General features: G+C 59.9%; 18 protein-coding genes. 17 read left to right on the forward strand and 1 reads right to left on the reverse strand.

Annotated features, from left to right (window positions below; genetic code table 11):
- The first annotated feature begins 46 nt into the window (after positions 1-46).
- From rseP to ispD, 16 genes are all read left to right on the forward strand, one after another.
- Complete coding sequence (gene rseP / locus ATH90_RS06505; protein ID WP_034109094.1) at positions 47-1,399, forward strand: sigma E protease regulator RseP; 1,353 nt, start codon at positions 47-49, stop codon at positions 1,397-1,399.
- Between the two features lie 74 nt (positions 1,400-1,473).
- A complete protein-coding gene (bamA, locus tag ATH90_RS06510) occupies positions 1,474-3,861 on the forward strand; it encodes an outer membrane protein assembly factor BamA (RefSeq protein WP_034109092.1) in 2,388 nt (795 codons plus the stop codon).
- Positions 3,862-3,906: 45 nt separating this feature from the next.
- The gene (locus tag ATH90_RS06515) at positions 3,907-4,410 is read left to right on the forward strand and encodes an OmpH/Skp family outer membrane protein (RefSeq protein ID WP_003219314.1); all 504 of its coding nucleotides are present in this window, start codon (positions 3,907-3,909) and stop codon (positions 4,408-4,410) included.
- Between the two features lie 3 nt (positions 4,411-4,413).
- Positions 4,414-5,469: a UDP-3-O-(3-hydroxymyristoyl)glucosamine N-acyltransferase gene (gene lpxD, locus ATH90_RS06520; protein ID WP_034109090.1), complete on the forward strand. Its 1,056-nt coding sequence runs from the start codon at positions 4,414-4,416 to the stop codon at positions 5,467-5,469.
- 111 nt (positions 5,470-5,580) lie between these two features.
- Positions 5,581-6,021: a 3-hydroxyacyl-ACP dehydratase FabZ gene (gene fabZ / locus ATH90_RS06525; protein ID WP_003172281.1), complete on the forward strand. Its 441-nt coding sequence runs from the start codon at positions 5,581-5,583 to the stop codon at positions 6,019-6,021.
- Positions 6,018-6,794: an acyl-ACP--UDP-N-acetylglucosamine O-acyltransferase gene (gene lpxA / locus ATH90_RS06530; protein ID WP_034109089.1), complete on the forward strand. Its 777-nt coding sequence runs from the start codon at positions 6,018-6,020 to the stop codon at positions 6,792-6,794. Before fabZ ends, lpxA begins: the two co-directional genes overlap by 4 nt.
- A 2-nt stretch (positions 6,795-6,796) precedes the next feature.
- On the forward strand, positions 6,797-7,936 hold the full coding sequence (gene lpxB / locus ATH90_RS06535; RefSeq protein ID WP_098465902.1) for a lipid-A-disaccharide synthase: 1,140 nt from the start codon (positions 6,797-6,799) through the stop codon (positions 7,934-7,936).
- On the forward strand, positions 7,933-8,565 hold the full coding sequence (gene rnhB / locus ATH90_RS06540) for a ribonuclease HII (protein WP_098465903.1): 633 nt from the start codon (positions 7,933-7,935) through the stop codon (positions 8,563-8,565). Before lpxB ends, rnhB begins: the two co-directional genes overlap by 4 nt.
- 76 nt (positions 8,566-8,641) lie before the next feature.
- Complete coding sequence (dnaE, locus tag ATH90_RS06545) at positions 8,642-12,163, forward strand: DNA polymerase III subunit alpha (RefSeq protein WP_034109083.1); 3,522 nt, start codon at positions 8,642-8,644, stop codon at positions 12,161-12,163.
- 128 nt (positions 12,164-12,291) lie between these two features.
- Positions 12,292-13,239, forward strand: a complete 948-nt coding sequence (locus ATH90_RS06550; protein ID WP_016976871.1) for an acetyl-CoA carboxylase carboxyltransferase subunit alpha — start codon at positions 12,292-12,294, stop codon at positions 13,237-13,239.
- 193 nt (positions 13,240-13,432) lie between these two features.
- On the forward strand, positions 13,433-14,752 hold the full coding sequence (tilS, locus tag ATH90_RS06555) for a tRNA lysidine(34) synthetase TilS (RefSeq protein ID WP_098465904.1): 1,320 nt from the start codon (positions 13,433-13,435) through the stop codon (positions 14,750-14,752).
- Positions 14,753-15,025: 273 nt separating this feature from the next.
- Entirely contained in the window at positions 15,026-16,657 is a 1,632-nt protein-coding gene (locus ATH90_RS06560) for a CTP synthase (RefSeq protein ID WP_010212443.1), read from the forward strand.
- Positions 16,658-16,662: 5 nt separating this feature from the next.
- Positions 16,663-17,508: a 3-deoxy-8-phosphooctulonate synthase gene (gene kdsA / locus ATH90_RS06565; RefSeq protein WP_010212442.1), complete on the forward strand. Its 846-nt coding sequence runs from the start codon at positions 16,663-16,665 to the stop codon at positions 17,506-17,508.
- A gap of 157 nt (positions 17,509-17,665) precedes the next feature.
- Positions 17,666-18,955 carry a phosphopyruvate hydratase gene (gene eno, locus ATH90_RS06570; RefSeq protein WP_003189193.1) on the forward strand — a complete coding sequence of 430 codons (1,290 nt, stop codon included), beginning with the start codon at positions 17,666-17,668 and terminating at the stop codon, positions 18,953-18,955.
- 171 nt (positions 18,956-19,126) lie between these two features.
- Positions 19,127-19,405 carry a cell division protein FtsB gene (gene ftsB, locus ATH90_RS06575; protein ID WP_003172294.1) on the forward strand — a complete coding sequence of 93 codons (279 nt, stop codon included), beginning with the start codon at positions 19,127-19,129 and terminating at the stop codon, positions 19,403-19,405.
- Positions 19,402-20,109: a 2-C-methyl-D-erythritol 4-phosphate cytidylyltransferase gene (gene ispD / locus ATH90_RS06580; protein WP_034109077.1), complete on the forward strand. Its 708-nt coding sequence runs from the start codon at positions 19,402-19,404 to the stop codon at positions 20,107-20,109. The genes ftsB and ispD overlap by 4 nt, the downstream gene beginning before the upstream one ends.
- A gap of 93 nt (positions 20,110-20,202) precedes the next feature.
- Here the strand turns inward: ispD and ATH90_RS06585 are convergent, their stop codons facing one another.
- A complete protein-coding gene (locus ATH90_RS06585; protein WP_098465905.1) occupies positions 20,203-21,099 on the reverse strand; it encodes a LysR substrate-binding domain-containing protein in 897 nt (298 codons plus the stop codon).
- 110 nt (positions 21,100-21,209) lie between these two features.
- Here ATH90_RS06585 and ATH90_RS06590 point away from each other — a divergent pair, with 110 nt between their 5' ends.
- Positions 21,210-22,322, forward strand: coding sequence for an S-(hydroxymethyl)glutathione dehydrogenase/class III alcohol dehydrogenase (locus ATH90_RS06590; protein ID WP_010212435.1), 1,113 nt, complete (start codon positions 21,210-21,212; stop codon positions 22,320-22,322).
- Positions 22,323-22,349: the final 27 nt, after the last annotated feature.

Consider the following 22,349-nt stretch of genomic DNA (forward strand, 5'->3'; position numbering starts at 1 on the left):
GCGGTTTTGAGTCTTCAGGCACTGGATTGGAATGCGGAGAAATTAGATGAGTGCGCTTTACATGATTGTCGGCACCCTGGTTGCTCTGGGTGTGCTGGTTACCTTCCACGAATTCGGCCACTTCTGGGTGGCGCGTCGTTGCGGCGTCAAGGTACTGCGCTTTTCCGTCGGTTTCGGCATGCCGCTGGTGCGCTGGCACGACCGCCGTGGCACCGAGTTCGTGATCGCGGCCATCCCGTTGGGTGGCTACGTGAAAATGCTCGACGAGCGCGAAGGCGAAGTGCCGGTCGACCAGCTGGACCAATCCTTCAATCGCAAGACCGTTCGTCAGCGTATCGCCATTGTCGCCGCGGGCCCGATCGCCAACTTCCTGCTGGCCATGGTGTTCTTCTGGGTCTTGGCCATGCTGGGTAGCCAGCAGGTGCGTCCGGTCATCGGCGCAGTCGAGTCGGACAGTATCGCCGCCAAGGCTGGGCTGGTCGCTGGGCAAGAAATTGTTTCCATTGATGGCGAACCCACCACGGGTTGGGGCGCGGTCAATTTGCAGTTGGTGCGTCGCCTGGGCGAAAGCGGCACCGTCAATGTGGTGGTGCGCGAGCAGGATTCCACGACCGAGACCCCGCGTGAGCTGGCCCTCGACCATTGGCTCAAGGGCGCCGACGAGCCTGATCCGATCAAGTCCCTGGGCATACGTCCATGGCGTCCGGCCTTGCCGCCGGTGTTGGCCGAGCTGGATCCGAAAGGTCCCGCACAGGCTGCCGGCCTGAAAACCGGTGATCGCCTGCTCGCCCTCGATGGTCAGCCATTGGGTGAATGGCAGCAGGTGGTCGATCTGGTTCGTGTACGGCCTGATACCAAAATTGTGCTGAAAGTCGAGCGCGATGGTGCTCAAATCGACGTCCCCGTGACCCTGTCGGTTCGTGGGGAAGCCAAGGCGGCCGGGGGTTACCTGGGTGCAGGGGTCAAAGGTGTCGACTGGCCGCCATCGATGGTGCGGGAGGTGAGCTACGGGCCGCTGGCAGCGATTGGCGAGGGTGCAAAGCGCACCTGGACCATGAGTGTGCTGACCCTCGAATCGCTCAAGAAAATGTTGTTCGGCGAGCTCTCGGTAAAAAACTTGAGTGGACCGATAACCATTGCTAAAGTGGCGGGCGCTTCTGCCCAGTCGGGTGTCGCGGATTTCCTGAATTTCCTGGCTTATCTGAGTATTAGCCTGGGTGTTCTGAATTTGTTGCCCATTCCAGTACTGGATGGGGGGCATCTGTTGTTTTATCTGGTCGAGTGGGTGCGTGGTCGCCCCTTGTCGGATCGGGTGCAGGGTTGGGGGATACAGATCGGTATCAGTTTGGTGGTCGGGGTGATGTTATTAGCCTTGGTCAACGATCTGGGTCGACTGTAACGCTTCGCTGAATTGCGAATCTGCCGCATTTTGCGGCAGTTTGTTTATTGCCAGTTGGAATAAGAAAGGACTTCATGAAACGTCTGCTGCTAACTGCGGTTCTCACCGTATTGATGATCGCCGAAGTTCACGCCGAGTCCTTCACCATCTCCGATATTCGCGTCAACGGCCTCCAGCGGGTTTCCGCGGGTAGCGTCTTTGGTGCCTTGCCGTTGAACGTTGGGGAACAGGCTGATGACCGTCGCCTGGTGGAATCCACTCGTGCGCTGTTCAAAACCGGTTTCTTTCAAGATATCCAACTGGGTCGCGAAGGCAACGTCCTGGTCATCACCGTCGTCGAGCGACCTTCCGTCGCCAGTATCGAGATCGAGGGCAACAAGGCGATCTCCACTGAAGACCTGATGAAGGGGCTCAAGCAGTCCGGCCTGGCCGAGGGCGAGATCTTCCAGCGTGCCACGCTTGAAGGTGTGCGTAACGAACTGCAACGCCAGTACGTTGCCCAGGGCCGCTACTCCGCGACGGTGGAGACCGAAGTGGTGCCGCAGCCGCGCAACCGTGTCGGCCTCAAGGTCAACATCAACGAAGGCACCGTGGCGGCGATTCAGCACATCAACGTGGTGGGCAATACCAAGTTTGCTGATGAAGACCTGATCGACCTGTTCGAGCTCAAGACCACCAACTGGCTGTCGTTCTTCAAGAACGATGACAAGTATGCCCGCGAAAAATTGTCCGGTGACCTGGAGCGCCTGCGTTCCTACTACCTGGACCGTGGCTATATCAACATGGATATCGCTTCGACCCAGGTGTCCATCACTCCGGACAAGAAGCACGTCTACATCACCGTGAACGTCAACGAAGGCGAGAAGTACAAGGTTCGTGACGTGAAGCTGAGCGGCGACCTGAAAGTGCCTGAAGACCAGGTCAAGGCGCTGCTGCTGGTGCAGAAAGACCAAGTGTTCTCGCGCAAGCTGATGACCACGACGTCCGAGCTGATCACTCGTCGCCTGGGTAACGAAGGCTATACCTTCGCCAACGTCAACGGCGTACCGACCCCGCACGATGACGACCACACCGTGGACATCACGTTCGTCGTCGATCCAGGCAAGCGTGCCTACGTGAACCGTATCAACTTCCGTGGCAACACCAAGTCTGCGGACGAAGTGCTGCGTCGTGAAATGCGCCAGATGGAAGGTGGCTGGGCGTCGACTTACCTGATCGACCAGTCCAAGACCCGTCTTGAGCGCCTGGGCTTCTTCAAGGAAGTCAACGTCGAGACCCCGGCCGTACCGGGCGTGGATGACCAGGTTGACGTGAACTATGCCGTGGAAGAGCAGGCATCGGGTTCCATCACCGCCAGCGTCGGCTTCGCACAGAGTGCCGGCCTGATCCTGGGTGGTTCGATCACCCAGAACAACTTCCTGGGTACCGGTAACCGCGTGTCCATCGGCCTGACCCGAAGCGAATACCAGAGCCGCTATAACTTCGGTTATACCGACCCCTACTGGACTGCTGACGGTGTGAGCCTGGGCTACAACGCCTTCTACCGCACCACCGACTACAAAGACCTTGACGTTGACGTTGCAAGCTATGCGATCGACAGCCTCGGTGCCGGTGTCAACATCGGTTACCCGATCAGCGAGACTTCGCGCCTGACATTCGGCCTGACCGCGCAACAGGATGAAATCAAGACCGGTGTCTACACCGTGGACGAGATCTTCGACTTTACCCGTCGCGAAGGTGACAAGTTCCTGAACTTCAAGGCGTCCGCCGGCTGGTCCGAGTCGACCCTGAACAAAGGTGTACTGGCGACTCGTGGTCATTCCCAGAGCCTGACCCTGGAAACCACTACGCCGGGCAGCGACCTGTCGTTCTTCAAGCTTGACTACCGTGGTCAACTGTTCCAGCCATTGAGCGACAACTACACCATGCGCCTGCACACTGAGCTGGGCTATGGCGATGGTTATGGTTCTACCAATGGCTTGCCGTTCTATGAAAACTACTATGCTGGTGGTTTCAACTCGGTGCGTGGCTTCAAGGACAGCACCTTGGGTCCTCGTGGTACGCCGAGCCGTGGCCAGGCATTCACGGGTAACCAGGGCACTGTCGCTGACTCCGACAACGATCCGCTGCCGTTCGGTGGTAACGTGTTGATCCAGGGTGGTGCGGAAATTCTGTTCCCGCTGCCATTCGTCAAGGATCAGCGTTCGCTGCGTACTTCGGTCTTCTGGGACGTGGGTAACGTGTTCGACTCCAAGTGCGAACAGATCACCAACCCGAGTGGCGTGAAGTCCAACACCCAGTGCAACGACGTGAGCCTTAGCAACTTGGCGAGCTCCGTGGGTGTGGGTGTGACCTGGGTGACTGCGCTTGGCCCATTGAGCTTTGCTCTGGCCATGCCGATCAAGAAACCGGATAACGCTGAAACCCAGATTTTCCAATTCTCCCTCGGCCAGACGTTCTAAGCGTCTGACCCAAGATAACGACAACGGATTCTGTAGGAGTACATCGTGCGTAAGTTGACTCAATTGGTTCTGCTGGCAACCGTGCTGGTAGCGACCCCGGCCTTCGCCGAAATGAAAATCGCCGTCCTGAACTATCAGATGGCCCTGCTGGAATCCGACGCGGCCAAGAAGTACGCCGTGGATGCCGAGAAAAAATTCGGTCCGCAACTGACCAAGCTCAAGACGCTCGAAAGCAGCGCCAAGGGCATCCAGGATCGCCTGGTAGCCGGTGGCGACAAGATGCAGCAAGGCGAGCGCGAGCGTCTGGAGCTTGAGTTCAAGCAAAAGGCCCGTGACTACCAGTTCCAGTCCAAAGAGCTGAACGAAGCCAAGGCTGTTGCTGACCGTGAAATGCTGAAACAGCTGAAGCCGAAACTCGACAGCGCTGTGGAAGAAGTCATCAAGAAAGGTGCCTTTGACCTGGTGTTCGAGCGTGGCGCTGTGATCGACGTCAAGCCTCAATACGACATCACCCGCCAGGTGATCGAGCGCATGAACCAGCTGAAGTAAGCCATGACCGCGACTATCAAGCTCGGCGAGTTGGCCGAGTTCCTGGGAGCCACCTTGCGTGGCTCCCCGGAGAAAGAGATTACTGGGCTAGCCACCTTGCAGGAGGCTGGCCCAGCTCAGTTGAGCTTCCTCGCAAACCCCCAATACCGTAAATACCTGGTCGACAGCCAAGCCGCAGCCGTGTTGCTGAAAGCCGCTGACGCCGAAGGGTTTGCCGGGGAAGCGTTGGTGGTGGCTGACCCGTACCTGGCTTACGCGCGGGTGTCGCACCTGTTCGATCCCAAGCCCAAGGCCGCTGCCGGTATTCATCCGTCTGCGGTGATCGCTGATGATGCCCAGGTCGACCCTGCGGCCAGCATCGGCGCCTTTGCGGTGATCGAGAGTGGCGCACGCATTGCGGCGGGTGTCACCGTCGGTGCCCATTGCTTTATCGGTGCGCGCTGCGAAATTGGCGCGGACGGTTGGCTGGCACCGCGCGTGACCCTGTACCACGATGTGCGTATCGGTGAGCGTGTGGTCATCCAGTCAGGTGCTGTGATCGGTGGTGAGGGCTTTGGCTTTGCCAACGCCAAGGGCATCTGGAACAAGATTGCCCAGGTCGGCGGCGTGTTGATCGGCGACGACGTGGAAATTGGCGTCAACACGGCTGTCGATCGCGGGGCCCTGGCCGATACCGTGATCGGCAACGGCGTGAAGCTCGACAACCAGATCCAGATCGCCCACAACGTACAGATTGGCGATCACACCGCCATGGCGGCGTGCGTGGGGATTTCCGGCAGTACCAAGATCGGCAAGCATTGCATGCTCGCCGGTGGTGTTGGGCTGGTGGGGCATATCGAAGTGTGCGACAACGTCTTCATCACCGGCATGACCATGGTCACCCACTCGATCACCGAGCCTGGGGCCTATTCTTCCGGTACCGCCATGCAGCCAGCAGCTGAGTGGCGCAAGAGTGCAGCACGGTTGAGGCAGCTCGACGACATGGCTCGACGTCTCAAACAGCTGGAAAAGCGTGTTGGGGACGTGACCCCTGGCGGTAATGCTTCATCAGAAGGCTGATACCATTTCCATATCAAGTGTGCACAGCCGCTAGACTGCCTCCTTGATTTGCTAGCGGGGCGTGCTTTTAGTTCGCCCGCCCCCAATCTTTATTACAGGCTTCCCCCCGAAATGATGGACATCAACGAGATTCGCGAATACCTGCCTCACCGTTACCCGTTCCTGCTGGTGGACCGCGTAGTGGACCTCAATGTCGAGGAAAAGCGCATTCGTGCCTACAAGAATGTCAGCATCAACGAACCGTTCTTCAATGGTCACTTTCCCGCGCATCCAATCATGCCGGGCGTGTTGATCATCGAGGCGATGGCCCAGGCTGCCGGTATCCTTGGTTTCAAAATGCTCGACCTCAAGCCTGCCGACGGCACGCTCTACTATTTCGTGGGCTCCGACAAGTTGCGTTTCCGCAACCCGGTTACCCCGGGTGACCAGCTGATCCTGGAAGCCAAGTTCATCAGCTGCAAGCGTCAGATCTGGAAGTTCGAATGCCAGGCCTCGGTGGACGGCAAGCCGGTCTGCTCCGCCGAGATCATCTGTGCGGAACGCAAACTATGAGTTTGATTGACCCTCGCGCAATCATCGATCCGTCGGCCGTTCTGGCCGCCGACGTTGAGGTCGGCCCCTGGTCGATCATCGGCGCAGGTGTGGAAATCGGCGAGGGGACTGTCATCGGGCCACACGTGATCCTCAAAGGTCCGACCCGCATTGGCAAACACAATCGCATCTACCAGTTCTCCTCGGTAGGCGAAGACACCCCGGACATGAAGTACAAGGGTGAAGAAACACGCCTGGTAATCGGTGATCACAACATCATCCGTGAAGGTGTGACCATTCACCGTGGCACCGTGCAAGATAGGGCCGAAACCACACTGGGTGATCACAACCTGATCATGGCCTATGCGCATATCGGCCACGACAGCGTGATCGGCAACCACTGCATCCTGGTCAACAACACCGCGCTGGCGGGTCATGTGCACGTTGACGATTGGGCGATCCTGTCCGGGTTCACCCTGGTGCATCAGTACTGCCATATCGGCGCCCACAGCTTTTCCGGCATGGGCACCGCGATTGGCAAGGACGTTCCGGCGTTCGTCACGGTATTCGGCAACCCGGCTGAAGCCCGCAGCATGAACTTTGAAGGCATGCGCCGTCGCGGTTTCAGCGAAGACGCCATCCACGCCTTGCGCCGGGCCTACAAGGTGGTTTACCGCCAGGGCCTCACGGTGGACCAGGCGTTGACCCAACTGGCCGAGCCGTCAGCGTTGTTCCCGGAAGTCGCGGTGTTCCGCGACTCGATCCAGGCGTCGACTCGCGGCATCACCCGCTAATCATGGCTAATCTGCGTATCGCGCTGGTGGCCGGTGAAGCTTCCGGCGACATTCTGGGCGCAGGTCTTATGCGGGCTCTCAAGGCCCAGCATCCGGCGGTGGAGTTCATCGGTGTCGGCGGCCCGCTGATGCAGGCCGAAGGGCTCACGTCCTATTTCCCCATGGAGCGTCTGTCGGTCATGGGGCTGGTCGAGGTGCTGGGTCGCCTGCGCGAGCTGTTGGCCCGCCGCAAGCTCCTGATCCAGACCCTTATCGAAGAAAGGCCCGATGTGTTCATCGGCATCGACGCGCCGGACTTCACCCTCAATATCGAACTCAAATTGCGTCAGGCCGGCATCAAGACCGTGCACTACGTCAGCCCGTCTGTCTGGGCGTGGCGGCAGAAGCGCGTGCTCAAGATCCGCGAAGGTTGCGACCTGATGCTGACCCTGCTGCCGTTCGAGGCCAGGTTCTACGAAGAAAAGGGCGTACCGGTGCGGTTTGTCGGGCATACCCTGGCCGACGCCATTCCCTTGCAGGCGGACCGCGCGGCAGCGCGTGCTGAGCTGGCCTTGCCCGACGGCCCGCTGGTAGCGTTGATGCCAGGCAGCCGTGGTGGCGAAGTCGGTCGCCTGGCCTCGGTGTTTTTCGACGCCGCCGAGCGACTGCAGGCCTTGAAGCCGGGCGTACGTTTCGTGCTGCCTTGCGCCAGCCCGCAACGTCGTGCGCAGATCGAAACACTGCTGGAAGGACGCAACCTGCCGTTGACCTTGCTCGATGGTCAGTCGCACCTGGCCCTGGCGGCCTGTGATGCGGTGTTGATCGCCTCCGGTACGGCCACCCTTGAGGCCTTGCTGTACAAGCGTCCAATGGTGGTGGCCTACCGCCTGGCGCCGCTGACCTTCTGGATCCTCAAGCGCATGGTCAAAAGCCCTTACATCTCCCTGCCCAACCTGCTGGCCCAACGCCTGTTGGTGCCGGAGTTGTTGCAGGACGATGCAACGCCCGAGGCCCTCGCGCAAACTCTACTACCCTTGATCGACGGCGGCGAAGAACAGACCCGTGGTTTCGACGACATCCACCGCACCTTGCGTCGTGATGCGTCAAACCAGGCGGCCGACGCCGTGTTGAACTTGATCGGCAAGAAACAGGAAGCCTTATGACGACGCAGATGGGCCTGGATTTCAGCCTGGTTGCCGAAGCCCGCGAACTGGTGGCCGGTGTGGACGAAGTGGGGCGCGGACCTTTGTGCGGCGCCGTGGTCACGGCGGCGGTGATCCTCGATCCGAACCGTCCGATCCTTGGCCTCAACGACTCGAAAAAACTCACCGAAGCGCGCCGCGAAAAGCTCTATGACGAGATCTGCGAGAAAGCCCTGAGCTGGCATATCGCCCGCGCCGAAGTCGAAGAAATCGACGAGCTGAACATTCTGCACGCCACCATGCTGGCCATGCAGCGTGCGGTAGAAGGCCTGCACATTACCCCGAAAATGGCGATGATCGACGGTAACCGCTGCCCCAAGCTGGCCATGCCTTCCGAGGCCGTGGTCAAGGGTGATAGCAAGGTGCCTGCCATTGCAGCCGCCTCGATCTTGGCCAAAGTCAGCCGTGATCGGGAAATGGCCGCATTCGAATTGATCTACCCCGGCTATGGCATCGGCGGGCATAAAGGCTACCCGACGCCCGTTCATCTGGAAGCCTTGGCTCGTCTTGGCCCGACGCCGATCCATCGCCGCTCATTCGCCCCGGTGCGCCAGGCTTATGAGCTGCGCGAGAGCCTCAGCGAGGTGTAGTCGCGAGGCTGATGTTTTGCTCAAGGCCCGGTACAATCCGGGCCTTGTTGTCTCCACGTTTCTAGACAGGATCACTATGCCGGCTTCATTCGTTCACCTACGCCTGCACACTGAATACTCCCTGGTCGACGGCCTGGTACGGATCAAACCGCTGGTCAAAACCCTGGTGGGCATGAACATGCCTGCGGTGGCGGTTACCGATCAGAACAACATGTGTTCCCTGGTCAAGTTCTACAAGAACGCCATGGGTGCGGGTATCAAGCCGATCTGCGGCGCCGACCTCTGGCTGTCCAACAAGGACCCGGATAACCCCCTGAGCCGCATCAGCCTGTTGGCGATGAACGGCGTGGGTTATCGCAACCTCACCGAACTGATTTCCCGTGGCTTTATCGATGGCCAGCGCAATGGCTCGATCATCATCGAGCGCGAATGGGTCGCCGAGGCCAGCGAAGGTCTGATCATGCTGTCGGCCGCCAAAGAAGGCGAGATCGGTATCGCGCTGCTGGGTGGCAACCCTCAGGAAGCCGAAGTTCTGGCCAAGGAGTGGATGCAGGTCTTCCCCGACCGTTTCTACCTGGAAGTCCAGCGTACCAACCGGCCCAATGACGAAGAACATCTGCACGCCGCCGTAGCCCTGGCCGATAAGCTGGGCGCGCCGCTGGTGGCGACCAACGATGTGCGCTTCATCAAGAAGGAAGACTTCGAGGCCCACGAAACCCGCGTGTGCATCGGCGAAGGCCGGGCCCTGGATGACCCGCGCCGTTCGAAGAACTACAGCGAAGAGCAGTACCTCAAGAGCGCCGAAGAGATGGCGGAGCTGTTCAGCGACCTGCCCGAGGCCCTGGAAAACTCCGTCGAGATCGCCAAGCGTTGCAATATCGAAGTCAAGCTGGGCAAGCACTTCCTGCCCAACTTCCCGATTCCGGATGGCATGACCATCGACGAGTACTTCCGCAAAGTCTCGTTCGACGGCCTGGAGGAGCGGTTGTCTGTCCTGTTGCCCAAGGACACCACCGAGGATTACGACGCCAAGCGCCAGGTCTATGTCGACCGGCTGAATTTCGAGCTGGATATCATCATCCAGATGGGTTTCCCCGGTTACTTCCTGATCGTGATGGACTTTATCCAGTGGGCCAAGAACAACGGCGTACCGGTAGGTCCGGGCCGGGGGTCAGGTGCTGGCTCGCTGGTCGCGTACGTGCAGAAGATTACCGACCTCGACCCGCTGGAATATGACCTGCTGTTCGAACGGTTCCTGAACCCGGAGCGGGTCTCCATGCCCGACTTCGACGTCGACTTCTGCATGGACGGCCGTGACCGCGTGATCGAATACGTGGCCGAGAAATACGGCCGCAACGCGGTAAGCCAGATCATCACCTTCGGTTCGATGGCGGCAAAAGCGGTAATCCGCGACGTGGCGCGAGTGCAGGGCAAGTCCTACGGCCTGGCGGATCGTTTGTCCAAGATGATCCCGTTCGAAGTCGGCATGACCCTGGAAAAAGCCTACGAACAGGAAGAAATCCTGCGCGACTTCATCAAGGTCGATGAAGAAGCCGCCGAAATCTGGGACATGGCGCGCAAGCTCGAAGGCGTGGTACGTAACGTCGGTAAACACGCCGGTGGTGTGGTTATCGCCCCCACCAAGCTCACCGACTTTTCGCCGATCTATTGCGACGAAGAGGGCGACGGCCTCGTTACCCAGTTCGACAAGGACGACGTGGAGGCGGCCGGTCTGGTGAAGTTCGACTTCCTCGGCCTGCGAACCCTGACGATCATCGACTGGGCACTCAAGACCATCAACCGCGACCGCGCCAAGGTGGGCGAGGAACCGCTGGATATCGCGTTTATCCCGCTGGACGACAAGCCGACTTACACCCTGCTGCAAAAAGCCGAAACCACAGCGGTGTTCCAGCTTGAATCGCGCGGCATGAAAGAGCTGATCAAAAAGCTCAAGCCCGACTGCCTGGAAGACTTGATCGCACTGGTGGCCCTGTTCCGTCCGGGCCCGCTGCAATCGGGCATGGTGGACGACTTCATCAACCGTAAGCACGGCCGTGCCGAACTGGCTTACCCGCACTCCGATTATCAGTACGAAGGCCTCAAGCCCGTATTGGCGCCCACCTACGGCATCATCCTGTATCAGGAACAGGTGATGCAGATTGCCCAGGTGATGGCCGGCTACACCCTTGGCGGTGCGGACATGCTGCGTCGAGCCATGGGTAAGAAAAAACCCGAGGAAATGGCCAAGCAGCGCGGCGGTTTCATTGAAGGTTGCGCGACCAACAATATTGACGCCGACCTCGCGGGTAACATCTTCGACCTGGTAGAGAAATTCGCGGGCTACGGCTTTAACAAATCCCACTCCGCCGCCTACGGCCTGGTGTCGTACCAGACCGCCTGGCTGAAAGCCCACTATCCGGCGCCTTTCATGGCCGCGGTCCTCTCGGCGGATATGCACAACACCGACAAGGTCGTGACCTTGATCGAGGAAGTGCGCACCATGAAGCTGCGCCTCGATGCGCCGGATGTGAACGCCTCGGAGTTCAAGTTCACGGTGAACGACGAGGGCCGCATCATCTATGGCCTTGGCGCGATCAAGGGCGTGGGCGAAGGTCCGGTGGAAGCCATCACCGAAGCGCGCCAGGACGGTCCGTTCAAGGATCTGTTCGACTTCTGCGCACGGGTTGACCTCAAGCGCATCAACAAACGTACCCTCGACGGCTTGATCCGCAGCGGTGCGCTCGACCGTCTCGGCCCGTATTTCCATGATGAGCCCAAGGCCTACCAGGCCAATATCGACCGCAACCGCGCGGTATTGCTCACGGCTATGGAAGAAGCGATCAAGGCCGCCGAACAGACCGCCCGTACCCATGACAGCGGCCATGCCGACCTGTTTGGCGGGTTGTTCGTCGAGGAAGATGCGGATGTCTACGCTAACCATCGCAAGGCCAAGGAACTGACGCTCAAGGAGCGTCTCAAGGGCGAGAAAGACACCCTGGGCCTGTACCTCACAGGGCACCCGATTGACGAATACGAGGGCGAAATCCGCCGTTTCGCCCGTCAGCGCATCATCGATCTAAAACCTTCACGGGATACACAGACCGTCGCTGGCATGATCATCGCCCTGCGCGTGATGAAGAATAAAAAGGGCGACAAGATGGGTTTCATCACCCTCGACGACCGTTCGGGCCGCATCGAAGCGTCGCTGTTTGCCGATGCATTCCACTCCGCACAGTCGCTGCTGCAGACTGACGCAATGGTGGTGGTGGAAGGGGAGGTCAGTAATGACGACTTCTCCGGTGGCCTGCGCCTGCGGATCAAACGGGTGATGAGCATGGAAGATGCGCGCACCAATTTGGCCGAAAGCCTGCGTTTGAAGGTAAAAACCGAAGCGCTCAAGGGCGACCAGCTACGCTGGCTGGGCGACCTGCTTAAACGCCACCGTGGCGCGTGCCCGGTGACCATGGAGTACACCGGCAATGACGCCAAGGCCATGTTGCAGTTTGGCGAGACCTGGCGAATTGATCCCGCTGATGGCTTGATTCAAGCTTTGCGTGACCAGTTCGGGCGAGACAACGTCTTCCTCCAATACCGTTGACGGTCAGATACGTCTGACCTCGACTCAACATTTAATCTCGACCTAAACGCGCCTCTCCCTTAAGGTAGGGCGCGAATAGACAACCGGCTGGCCAGGCCTCCCTGGCCGTCGACCCAAGACGGACGCTTATGAACCCGAATTTTCTTGATTTCGAACAGCCGATCGCTGACCTGCAAGCCAAGATTGAAGAACTGCGCCTGGTCGGCAATGACAATTCGCTGAATATCGGCGATGAGATCGCTCGCCTGCAAGACAAGAGCAGTACGCTCACCGAAGACATCTTCGGCAAGCTGACCAGCTGGCAGATCGCGCGACTGGCTCGCCATCCGCGCCGTCCGTACACCCTGGACTACATTCAGCACATCTTCACCGAGTTCGACGAGTTGCACGGCGATCGCCACTTCTCCGACGACGCGGCCATCGTGGGCGGTATCGCTCGCCTGGACGACCAGCCGGTGATGGTGATCGGTCACCAGAAGGGCCGTGAAGTACGCGAGAAAGTCCGCCGCAACTTCGGCATGCCGCGTCCTGAAGGCTACCGCAAGGCTTGCCGCCTGATGGAAATGGCCGAGCGCTTCAAGATGCCGATCCTGACCTTCATCGACACCCCGGGCGCTTATCCGGGTATCGACGCTGAAGAGCGCAACCAAAGCGAAGCCATTGCCTGGAACCTGCGTGTCATGGCCCGCCTGAAAACCCCGATCATCGCCACCGTGATTGGTGAAGGTGGTTCCGGCGGCGCACTGGCCATCGGCGTCTGCGACCAGCTGAACATGCTGCAATACTCGACCTACGCGGTGATCTCGCCAGAAGGTTGCGCCTCGATCCTGTGGAAAACCGCCGAAAAGGCGCCGGACGCTGCCGAAGCCATGGGCATCACCGCCGATCGCCTCAAAGGTCTGGGTATCGTCGATAAAGTGATCGCCGAGCCATTGGGCGGTGCCCATCGTGACCCGGCTGCCGCTGCTGCGACCATTCGTGCTGAGCTGGGCTCGCAACTGGCAATGCTCAAGAAGCTGGATAACGAAGCACTGCTGGCCCGTCGCTACGAGCGCCTGATGAGCTACGGTCTCTAAGCGCGACGCAATCCCTTAGTGTGGGAGCCGGTTTGAGTGGGAGCTGGCTTGCCTGCGATAGCATCGACTCGGTGCAATAGATGCACCGAGTCGATGCCATCGCGGGCAAGCCCGGCTCCTGCACAAGCCCGCTCCCACATTTGCTTTGTGTATGCTTGACGAACGTATTTCAGATTTGCGGCGGTGACATGTGATGAAACCAATCCTGCCGGCCAACCTCCTGAAAAAGCTGGCTCCATGGCGCAACGCCCCGGCCTGGCACATCGCATTCTCGGGTGGTCTCGATTCCACCGTCCTGTTGCATCTCCTGGCCTCCCTGGCCAACACCGAAACCCTGCCACCCCTCAGCGCCGTCCATGTCCACCATGGCTTGCAAGCGGCGGCCGACGCGTGGCCTGCTCATTGCCAGTCCATCTGCGACAACCTGGGCGTGCCGCTGAGTGTGAAGCGCGTGCAGGTACAACCGGGTGCCAGCCTGGAGCGTGCCGCCCGTGAGGCGCGTTACCGGGCCTTTGCCGAGGTGACCGGGGCAGGGGAGGTGGTGCTGACGGGCCAGCATCGCGATGATCAGGCTGAAACCCTGTTATTCCGCCTGCTGCGGGGTGCAGGGGTGCGCGGGCTGGCGGCGATGCCGGCACAGCGCCCTTTGGCCGGTGGCTATCTGGTACGGCCGTTGCTGGATGTTTCCCGCGAAGCGTTGGAGGTCTACGCCCACGAACATCAGCTCAAGTGGATTGAAGATCCTTCCAATGCAGATTCGCGGTTTTCCCGTAATTATTTGCGTCACCGCGTGTTGCCTGCGCTGACCGAGCGCTGGCCCCAGGCCGTCACCGGCTTGGCCCGTACCGCCGAGCATCTGGGCGAGGCCCAGGGGTTGCTGGATGAGTTGGCACTGTTGGACCTGCAGGCTGCAAGTAAAGCTTCGGCGTTTCCCTGGTTGGGGCTGCCGTCCTTGGCGCTTGCGCCGCTGTGCGAGCTTTCCGACGCCCGCCAGCGCAATGCCCTACGCCATTGGCTGGCTCCACTGACCCGTTTGCCTGACAGCGACCACTGGGCCGGTTGGCATTCCATGCGCGATGCCAAGGGCGATGCACAGCCGCTATGGCGCCTGGCCGATGGCGAGTTACATCGTTGCGGGCAACGCATCTGGTGGCTGCCCTCCACGAGGTCGGAATTTTCCGACGCCACGGTGAGCTGGCCCGATCCGCAAAACCCACTAGAGTTACCCGGCAACGGTCAGTTGACACTGACTGGCGAGGCGCCTGAAGGTCCGCTCGAGGTCCGTTACCGCCAGGGCGGTGAAATCCTCGAAGTGCCAGGTCGCGGTCGGCGTGACTTGAAGCGCCTGCTTAACGAAAGTGGCCTGCCGGGCTTTGTCCGTGGCAGATTGCCGCTGCTGTATCAGGGCGAGCAATTGCTGGGGGTGCCCAGCCTTGCGGGACTCTGGCCAGCACCCAGTGATGACTGGCAATTACATTGGATGCCACAGACCTGCGATCAAGGTTTGAGCTGATAGAGCCTTTCCGGTAGACTACGCTCCCTTCTTGATACAACTTCTGTGGATTCGACTGAATCGCAGCAGTTGCCGATTACCAAGCAGTCTTTGCTGGGCGATTCCAAAAAATGTGTAGCGATCAACGTACCGGTGTTTCATTGCTGGTCTGTCACCACGCGGCGGTTTTTTTGAAAGGTGCACTGTGATTAATGCAGGTGATCGGGGGCTTCGGCCTTCCTTCGCTTTCCCCGGCGGCTCGGACCGCTTTAACGCAGACTTCTAGGGTTTTTCATGACGCGCTACATATTCGTCACGGGCGGTGTTGTTTCTTCATTGGGGAAAGGCATTGCCTCCGCTTCATTGGCGGCCATCCTGGAGGCGCGGGGACTTAAGGTCACCATGCTCAAGCTGGACCCGTACATCAACGTCGACCCGGGCACCATGAGCCCGTTCCAGCACGGTGAAGTGTTCGTCACCCACGACGGCGCCGAGACTGACCTGGACCTGGGCCACTACGAGCGGTTCATCCGCACGACCATGACCCAGAACAACAACTTCACCACCGGCCGTGTCTACGAGCACGTGTTGCGCAAAGAGCGTCGTGGTGACTACCTGGGTGCAACCATCCAGGTGATCCCGCACATCACTGACGAAATCAAGCGCCGCATCATCAAGGGTGCCGGCGATGCCGACGTGGCGATGGTCGAGATTGGTGGCACCGTGGGTGACATCGAGTCCCAACCGTTCCTCGAAGCCATCCGCCAACTGCGTTTCGAAGTCGGTGCCAAGCGCGCGATGCTGATGCACCTGACCCTGGTGCCGTACATCGCCACGGCCGGCGAGACCAAAACCAAGCCAACCCAGCACTCGGTCAAGGAACTGCGTTCCATCGGCCTGCAGCCGGATGTACTGGTGTGCCGCTCCGATCACCCGATCGACATTTCCTCGCGTCGCAAGATCGCGCAATTCACCAACGTTGAAGAACGTGCGGTGATCGCGCTGGAAGACGCCGACACCATCTACAAGATCCCGGGCATCCTGCACTCGCAAGGCCTGGACGATTTTGTGGTCGAGCGTTTCGGCCTGCAATGCAACGGCGCGGACCTGTCCGAGTGGGAGGCTGTGGTCGACGCCAAGCTCAACCCTGAGCACGAAGTCACCATCGCCATGGTCGGCAAGTACATGGAGCTGCTGGACGCGTACAAATCGCTGATCGAAGCGATGAGCCACGCCGGTATCAGCAACCGTACCAAGGTCAACCTGCGCTACATCGACTCCGAAGACATCGAGAACCAGGGCACTGCGCTGCTCGAAGGTGTCGACGCGATCCTCGTGCCAGGCGGTTTCGGCCTGCGTGGCGTGGAAGGCAAGATCACGGCCGTGCAGTATGCCCGTGAGAACAAGGTTCCTTACCTGGGTATCTGCCTGGGCATGCAGGTGGCCGTTATCGAGTTCGCTCGTAACGTGCTGGGTTGGAAAGACGCCAACTCCACCGAGTTCGACAGCAAAAGCGGTCACCCGGTCGTGGGCCTGATCACCGAGTGGGAAGATGCCACCGGTGCCGTCGAGACCCGTACCGAAGCCTCCGACCTGGGCGGCACCATGCGCCTCGGCGCGCAGGACTGCCTGCTGGAGCCGGGCTCGCTGGTTCACGATTGCTACGGCAAGGACGTGATCGTCGAGCGTCACCGTCACCGCTACGAAGTGAACAACAACCTGCTGCCGCAGATCAAAGAGGCTGGCCTGAAAATCTCCGGTCGCTCCGGTGATGGCGCGCTGGTTGAAGTGGTCGAGGCGCCGGATCATCCGTGGTTCGTGGCATGCCAGTTCCACCCTGAATTCACCTCGACGCCGCGCGACGGTCACCCGTTGTTCAGCGGTTTTGTCAAAGCAGCACTGACGCAACATCAGAAGAAGGCGTAACCCTGATGGCCCAGAAGATCATTCGCGTAGGCGACATCGAGATTGCCAACGACAAGCCCATGGTGCTGTTCGGCGGCATGAACGTACTGGAAAGCCGCGACATGGCGATGCAGGTCTGTGAAGAGTACGTAAAGGTCACCGAGAAACTCGGTATCCCGTACGTGTTCAAGGCCAGCTTCGACAAGGCCAACCGTTCGTCCGTGACCTCCTACCGCGGCCCGGGCCTTGAAGAAGGCATGCGGATCTTCCAGGACATCAAGCAAGCCTTCGGCGTGCCGATCATCACCGACGTCCACGAGCCTGAACAGGCTGCCGTGGTCGCCGAGGTGTGCGACATCATCCAGTTGCCGGCCTTCCTGTCGCGCCAGACCGACCTGGTCGTCGCGATGGCCAAGACCGGCGCTGTGATCAATATCAAGAAAGCCCAGTTCCTCGCGCCCCAGGAAATGAAGCACATCCTGAACAAGTGCGTGGAAGCGGGTAACGACCAGTTGATCCTTTGCGAGCGCGGTTCGAGCTTCGGCTACAACAACCTCGTGGTGGACATGCTCGGTTTCGGCATCATGAAACAGTTCGAATACCCGGTGTTCTTCGACGTGACCCACGCGCTGCAAATGCCCGGTGGTCGTGCCGATTCCGCTGGCGGGCGCCGTGCCCAGGTGCTGGACCTGGCCAAGGCAGGCATCAGCCAGTCCCTGGCGGGCCTGTTCCTGGAAGCCCACCCGGACCCGGACAACGCTAAATGCGACGGTCCTTGCGCCCTGCGCCTGGACAAACTGGAGCCATTCCTGGCCCAGCTCAAGCAGTTGGACGAACTGGTCAAGAGTTTTCCGACGGTAGAGACCGCGTAAGCGCCATTTCTCCGGTAAAGTATCCCACGCTAAAAGCTCAGGCCCCCGGGCCTGAGCCTTGTCGCCTGCAAGCCTGCCCCGTTGTTCCACCCTTGCGGTCGGTCAAAAGATTTCCTTCAGCTGCGTCGTTTTCGTCAACTTTGGAGTGTTTACAACAATGGCAAAAATCGTCGACATCAAAGGTCGTGAAGTTCTCGACTCCCGTGGCAACCCCACCGTCGAAGCCGACGTGCTTCTCGATAACGGCATCATCGGCAGCGCCTGCGCGCCGTCCGGTGCTTCCACCGGTTCGCGCGAAGCGCTGGAACTGCGTGATGGCGACAAGAGCCGTTACCTGGGCAAGGGTGTACTCAAGGCTGTAGCCAATATCAACGGCCCGATTCGTGACCTGTTGCTGGGCAAGGACCCGCTGGACCAGAAAGCCCTGGACCACGCGATGATCAAGCTCGACGGCACTGAAAACAAAGGCAGCCTGGGCGCCAACGCCATCCTCGCCGTGTCCCTGGCTGCTGCCAAGGCCGCTGCACAGGACCAGGACCTGCCCCTGTACGCTCACATTGCCAACCTGAACGGTACCCCGGGTGTCTACTCGATGCCGGTGCCGATGATGAACATCATCAACGGTGGCGAGCACGCCGACAACAACGTCGACATCCAGGAATTCATGGTGCAGCCGGTTGGCGCCAAGTCCTTCTCCGAAGGCCTGCGCATGGGCACCGAGATTTTCCATCACCTCAAGGCTGTGCTGAAGGCCCGTGGCCTGAGCACTGCCGTGGGTGATGAAGGTGGTTTCGCGCCGAACCTGGCGTCCAACGAAGACGCACTGAAAGTGATCTCCGAAGCCGTGGCCAACGCTGGCTACAAGCTGGGCACCGACGTGACCCTGGCCCTGGACTGCGCGGCCAGCGAGTTCTACGAGGACGGTAAATACAACCTGTCCGGCGAAGGCCAGGTATTCAACTCCGAAGGTTTCGCTGAATACCTGAAGGGCCTGACCCAGCGCTACCCGATCATCTCGATCGAAGACGGCCTGGACGAGTCCGACTGGGACGGCTGGAAAATCCTGACCGACAAGATCGGCGAGAAGATCCAACTGGTGGGCGACGACCTGTTCGTGACCAACACCAAGATCCTGAAAGAAGGCATCGATAAAAAGATCGCCAACTCGATCCTGATCAAGTTCAACCAGATCGGCACCCTGACCGAAACACTGGAAGCCATCCAGATGGCCAAGGCTGCGGGCTACACCGCCGTGATCTCCCACCGCTCCGGCGAAACCGAAGATTCGACCATTGCCGACCTGGCCGTGGGCACCTCGGCGGGCCAGATCAAGACCGGTTCGCTGTGCCGTTCCGACCGCGTTTCCAAGTACAACCAGTTGCTGCGTATCGAAGAGCAACTGGCCGGCAAAGCCAAGTACAACGGTCGTGGCGAGTTTCGCGGCTGATCAGTAAATGCTAAAAAGTCGGCGGATTGCGTCGGAAAGCTCACGACAGTGTGTAATTCGACGCTAATCTGATGGCTATCAAGCACAAGCCTGGTTTTTCCAGGCTTCGTGCTATCAGTTGCTGCAAAAGTTTTGCATGGCGGTCTTTTTTCACTGGATACCCGATATTCGATGCGCAGTCCCAATTGGTTGTTCCTCGTCTTGCTCTTGTTGCTGGCTGGCCTGCAGTACCGCCTGTGGGTGGGTAATGGCAGCTTTGCGCAGGTAAAAGACCTGACCCAGCAAATTGCCGACCAGCACGCCGAAAACGAACGCCTGCTGGAGCGCAACCGCGTCCTCGATGCCGAGGTGCTTGAGCTGAAAAAAGGTACGGAGACCGTTGAAGAACGAGCCCGTCATGAACTGGGCATGGTCAAGGAGGGTGAAACCCTCTACCAGTTGGCCCAATGAGTCACCATTTACCGGCCTTCTGGGCCGTGATTCCTGCCGCGGGCGTCGGCGCCCGTATGGCTGCGGACCGTCCCAAGCAATACTTGCAACTGGGCGGGCGCACAATTCTCGAACACAGCCTTGGCTGTTTTCTCGACCATCCGAACCTCAAGGGGTTGGTGGTCAGTCTTGCTTCTGATGATCCATATTGGCCTACCTTGGCGTGTGCTGCGGACCCGCGTATCCAGCGTGCGGACGGCGGCTCTGAGCGCTCGGGCTCGGTGCTCAATGCCTTGCTGCAACTCAATGCCCTGGGCGCCAGTGATGACGACTGGGTATTGGTGCACGATGCCGCGCGCCCCAACCTGAGCCGTGATGATCTCGACAAGCTCCTGTTTGAACTGGCGGATGACCCGGTGGGCGGCTTGCTGGCCGTGCCGGCTCGCGACACTCTCAAGCGCGTCGACAAGCACGGTCGTGTTGTGGAAACCGTCGACCGCAGCCTGATCTGGCAGGCCTACACGCCTCAAATGTTCCGCCTGGGTGCGTTACACCGTGCGTTGGCCGACAGCCTGGTGGCCGATGCCGTGATAACCGATGAAGCATCGGCCATGGAATGGTCCGGCCAGGCGCCGCGCTTGATCGAAGGGCGCTCGGACAATATCAAGGTGACCCGGCCGGAAGATCTGGAGTGGTTGCGGTTGCGGTGGGCGAACCGCGGGTAGCCAGCTTCCATATCGACCGCGTCCTGCAGGGTAAACGTGGTCAAATGTGGGAGCTGGCTTGCCTGCGAAGCGCCCGGCACAAACAACTACCAATTACCGACTGTACTCCGGCCGCCCAGCCAACCCTTCCTTGAGGAAATCCACCAGTTTCCTGACCTTGGGCGACAAATGCCGCTGCTGCGGATACAGCGCCCATACGGCGGTGTTCGGCGGTTGATGCGCCTCCAGCAATGACACCAGTGCACCACTGTGCAGGTGCTCGAGTACGTAATAATCCGGCAGTTGGCACAACCCCACCCCTTGCAACGTCGCGTCCAATACCGCTTGGCCACTGTTGCAGCGCCAGTTGCCCTGCACGCGCTGGGAAAATTCCCGCCCGTCCTGGGCCAGTTGCCAGATATCCGAGCTGCCGATCAGGCAGTTATGCCGACTCAATTCCGACAGGCTATGTGGCCGACCGTACCGTGCCAGGTAGGACGGCGATGCGCACAGGTACATGCGCCTCGGTGCCAGCCGGCTGGCAACCATGCGCGAATCCTGCAAGCGCCCCAGGCGAATCGCCAGGTCGAGGCCTTCGTGCACCAAGTCCAGTTGGCGGTTGCTCAGCTCGATGTCTACCCGCAACTGCGGATAGAGCCCCATGAACCGCGTGACCAGTGGCACGATAAAGCGCTCGCCGTAAGCCACGGCGCAGGTCATGCGCAGCATGCCCTTGGGTTCACTGGTGAGATCGCCGACGGCGCGTAGCGCCTCCTCACGACCGTCCTGGAGTCGCTGGCAATGTTGCAGGAAGGTCTGGCCCGCTTCGGTCAGGGTCACCTTGCGCGTACTGCGATACAACAACCGCGTTTGCAGGCGCTCCTCCAGCCGTGCCACCTGACGGCTGATGTGCGAGGACGACACTCCCAGCCTTTCCGCGGCGGCAGTGAATTGACTGCACTCGGCCACCGCGACGAATTCATCGATGCCTTCCCAGCGGTTTTCCAGCATGTCGGATTATCCCTGTACAGCAATAAAGTTTTGCTTTGGCCTGGATTATTAATCAACCAGCCATGTTTTACACTCAACGCCTCAGTTTTTAACTCCCTGGAGAAACCCGGATGATCAAGTCCCGTGCCGCCGTAGCGTTCGAAGCCAAGAAGCCCCTTGAAATCGTCGAAGTGGATGTGGCTATGCCCAAGGCGGGTGAAGTGCTGTTGCGCGTGGTCGCGTCCGGCGTTTGCCACACCGATGCCTACACCCTCTCGGGTGCCGACCCGGAAGGTATCTTCCCGTCGATCCTCGGTCACGAAGGCGGGGCGGTGGTCGAGGCGATTGGCGAGGGCGTGACGTCCGTGGCCGTCGGTGATCATGTGATCCCGCTGTACACCCCGGAGTGCGGCAAGTGCAAATTCTGCCTGTCGGGCAAGACCAACCTGTGCCAGGCCATCCGCTCCACCCAGGGCAAAGGCCTGATGCCAGACGGCACCACGCGTTTTTCCTACAAGGGCCAGCCGATTTTCCACTACATGGGGACCTCGACCTTCTCCGAGTACACCGTGCTGCCGGAAATTTCCGTGGCCAAGATTCCTAAAGAGGCGCCGCTGGAAAAAGTCTGCCTATTGGGGTGTGGCGTCACTACCGGCATCGGCGCGGTGATCAACACCGCCAAGGTCAAGCCGGGCGATACCGTGGCGATCTTCGGCCTCGGCGGTATCGGCCTGTCTGCGGTGATCGGCGCAGTCAAGGCCAAGGCAGGCCGCATCATCGCCATCGACATCAACCCGGCCAAGTTCGAGATCGCCAAGCAACTGGGTGCCACCGACTGCATTAACCCGAAAGACTACGATCGCCCGATCCAGGACGTGATCGTCGACCTCACCGACGGCGGCGTGGACTTCTCGTTCGAATGTATCGGCAACGTGCAACTGATGCGCGCGGCCCTCGAGTGCTGCCACAAAGGCTGGGGCGAGTCGGTGATCATTGGTGTCGCCGGTGCCGGCCAGGAAATCGCGACGCGTCCATTCCAGTTGGTGACCGGTCGCGTCTGGCGCGGTTCGGCATTCGGTGGCGTGCGCGGCCGTTCCGAACTGCCGAGCTACGTGGAAATGGCCCAGACCGGCGAGATCCCGCTGGACACCTTCATCACCCACACCATGGGCCTGGAAGACATCAACAAAGCGTTTGACCTGATGCATGAAGGCAAGAGCATTCGCACCGTCATCCATTTCTGAAGCAGCGGCAAGCGACAAGCGACAAGC

The sequence above is a fragment of the Pseudomonas lurida genome, assembly GCF_002563895.1.
Lineage (GTDB): Bacteria > Pseudomonadota > Gammaproteobacteria > Pseudomonadales > Pseudomonadaceae > Aquipseudomonas > Aquipseudomonas lurida.

Bases quoted from the DNA above. Each gene is read 5' to 3' on its own strand.
- rseP (WP_034109094.1), top strand. From the start codon at position 47: ATGAGTGCGCTTTACATGATTGTCGGCACCCTGGTTGCTCTGGGTGTG.
- ftsB (WP_003172294.1), top strand. From the start codon at position 19,127: ATGCGCAGTCCCAATTGGTTGTTCCTCGTCTTGCTCTTGTTGCTGGCT.
- fabZ (WP_003172281.1), top strand. From the start codon at position 5,581: ATGATGGACATCAACGAGATTCGCGAATACCTGCCTCACCGTTACCCG.
- rnhB (WP_098465903.1), top strand. From the start codon at position 7,933: ATGACGACGCAGATGGGCCTGGATTTCAGCCTGGTTGCCGAAGCCCGC.
- ispD (WP_034109077.1), top strand. From the start codon at position 19,402: ATGAGTCACCATTTACCGGCCTTCTGGGCCGTGATTCCTGCCGCGGGC.
- tilS (WP_098465904.1), top strand. From the start codon at position 13,433: ATGAAACCAATCCTGCCGGCCAACCTCCTGAAAAAGCTGGCTCCATGG.
- eno (WP_003189193.1), top strand. From the start codon at position 17,666: ATGGCAAAAATCGTCGACATCAAAGGTCGTGAAGTTCTCGACTCCCGT.
- ATH90_RS06590 (WP_010212435.1), top strand. From the start codon at position 21,210: ATGATCAAGTCCCGTGCCGCCGTAGCGTTCGAAGCCAAGAAGCCCCTT.
- ATH90_RS06585 (WP_098465905.1), bottom strand. From the start codon at position 21,099: ATGCTGGAAAACCGCTGGGAAGGCATCGATGAATTCGTCGCGGTGGCC.
- lpxD (WP_034109090.1), top strand. From the start codon at position 4,414: ATGACCGCGACTATCAAGCTCGGCGAGTTGGCCGAGTTCCTGGGAGCC.
- ATH90_RS06550 (WP_016976871.1), top strand. From the start codon at position 12,292: ATGAACCCGAATTTTCTTGATTTCGAACAGCCGATCGCTGACCTGCAA.
- lpxA (WP_034109089.1), top strand. From the start codon at position 6,018: ATGAGTTTGATTGACCCTCGCGCAATCATCGATCCGTCGGCCGTTCTG.
- ATH90_RS06560 (WP_010212443.1), top strand. From the start codon at position 15,026: ATGACGCGCTACATATTCGTCACGGGCGGTGTTGTTTCTTCATTGGGG.
- dnaE (WP_034109083.1), top strand. From the start codon at position 8,642: ATGCCGGCTTCATTCGTTCACCTACGCCTGCACACTGAATACTCCCTG.
- bamA (WP_034109092.1), top strand. From the start codon at position 1,474: ATGAAACGTCTGCTGCTAACTGCGGTTCTCACCGTATTGATGATCGCC.
- kdsA (WP_010212442.1), top strand. From the start codon at position 16,663: ATGGCCCAGAAGATCATTCGCGTAGGCGACATCGAGATTGCCAACGAC.
- lpxB (WP_098465902.1), top strand. From the start codon at position 6,797: ATGGCTAATCTGCGTATCGCGCTGGTGGCCGGTGAAGCTTCCGGCGAC.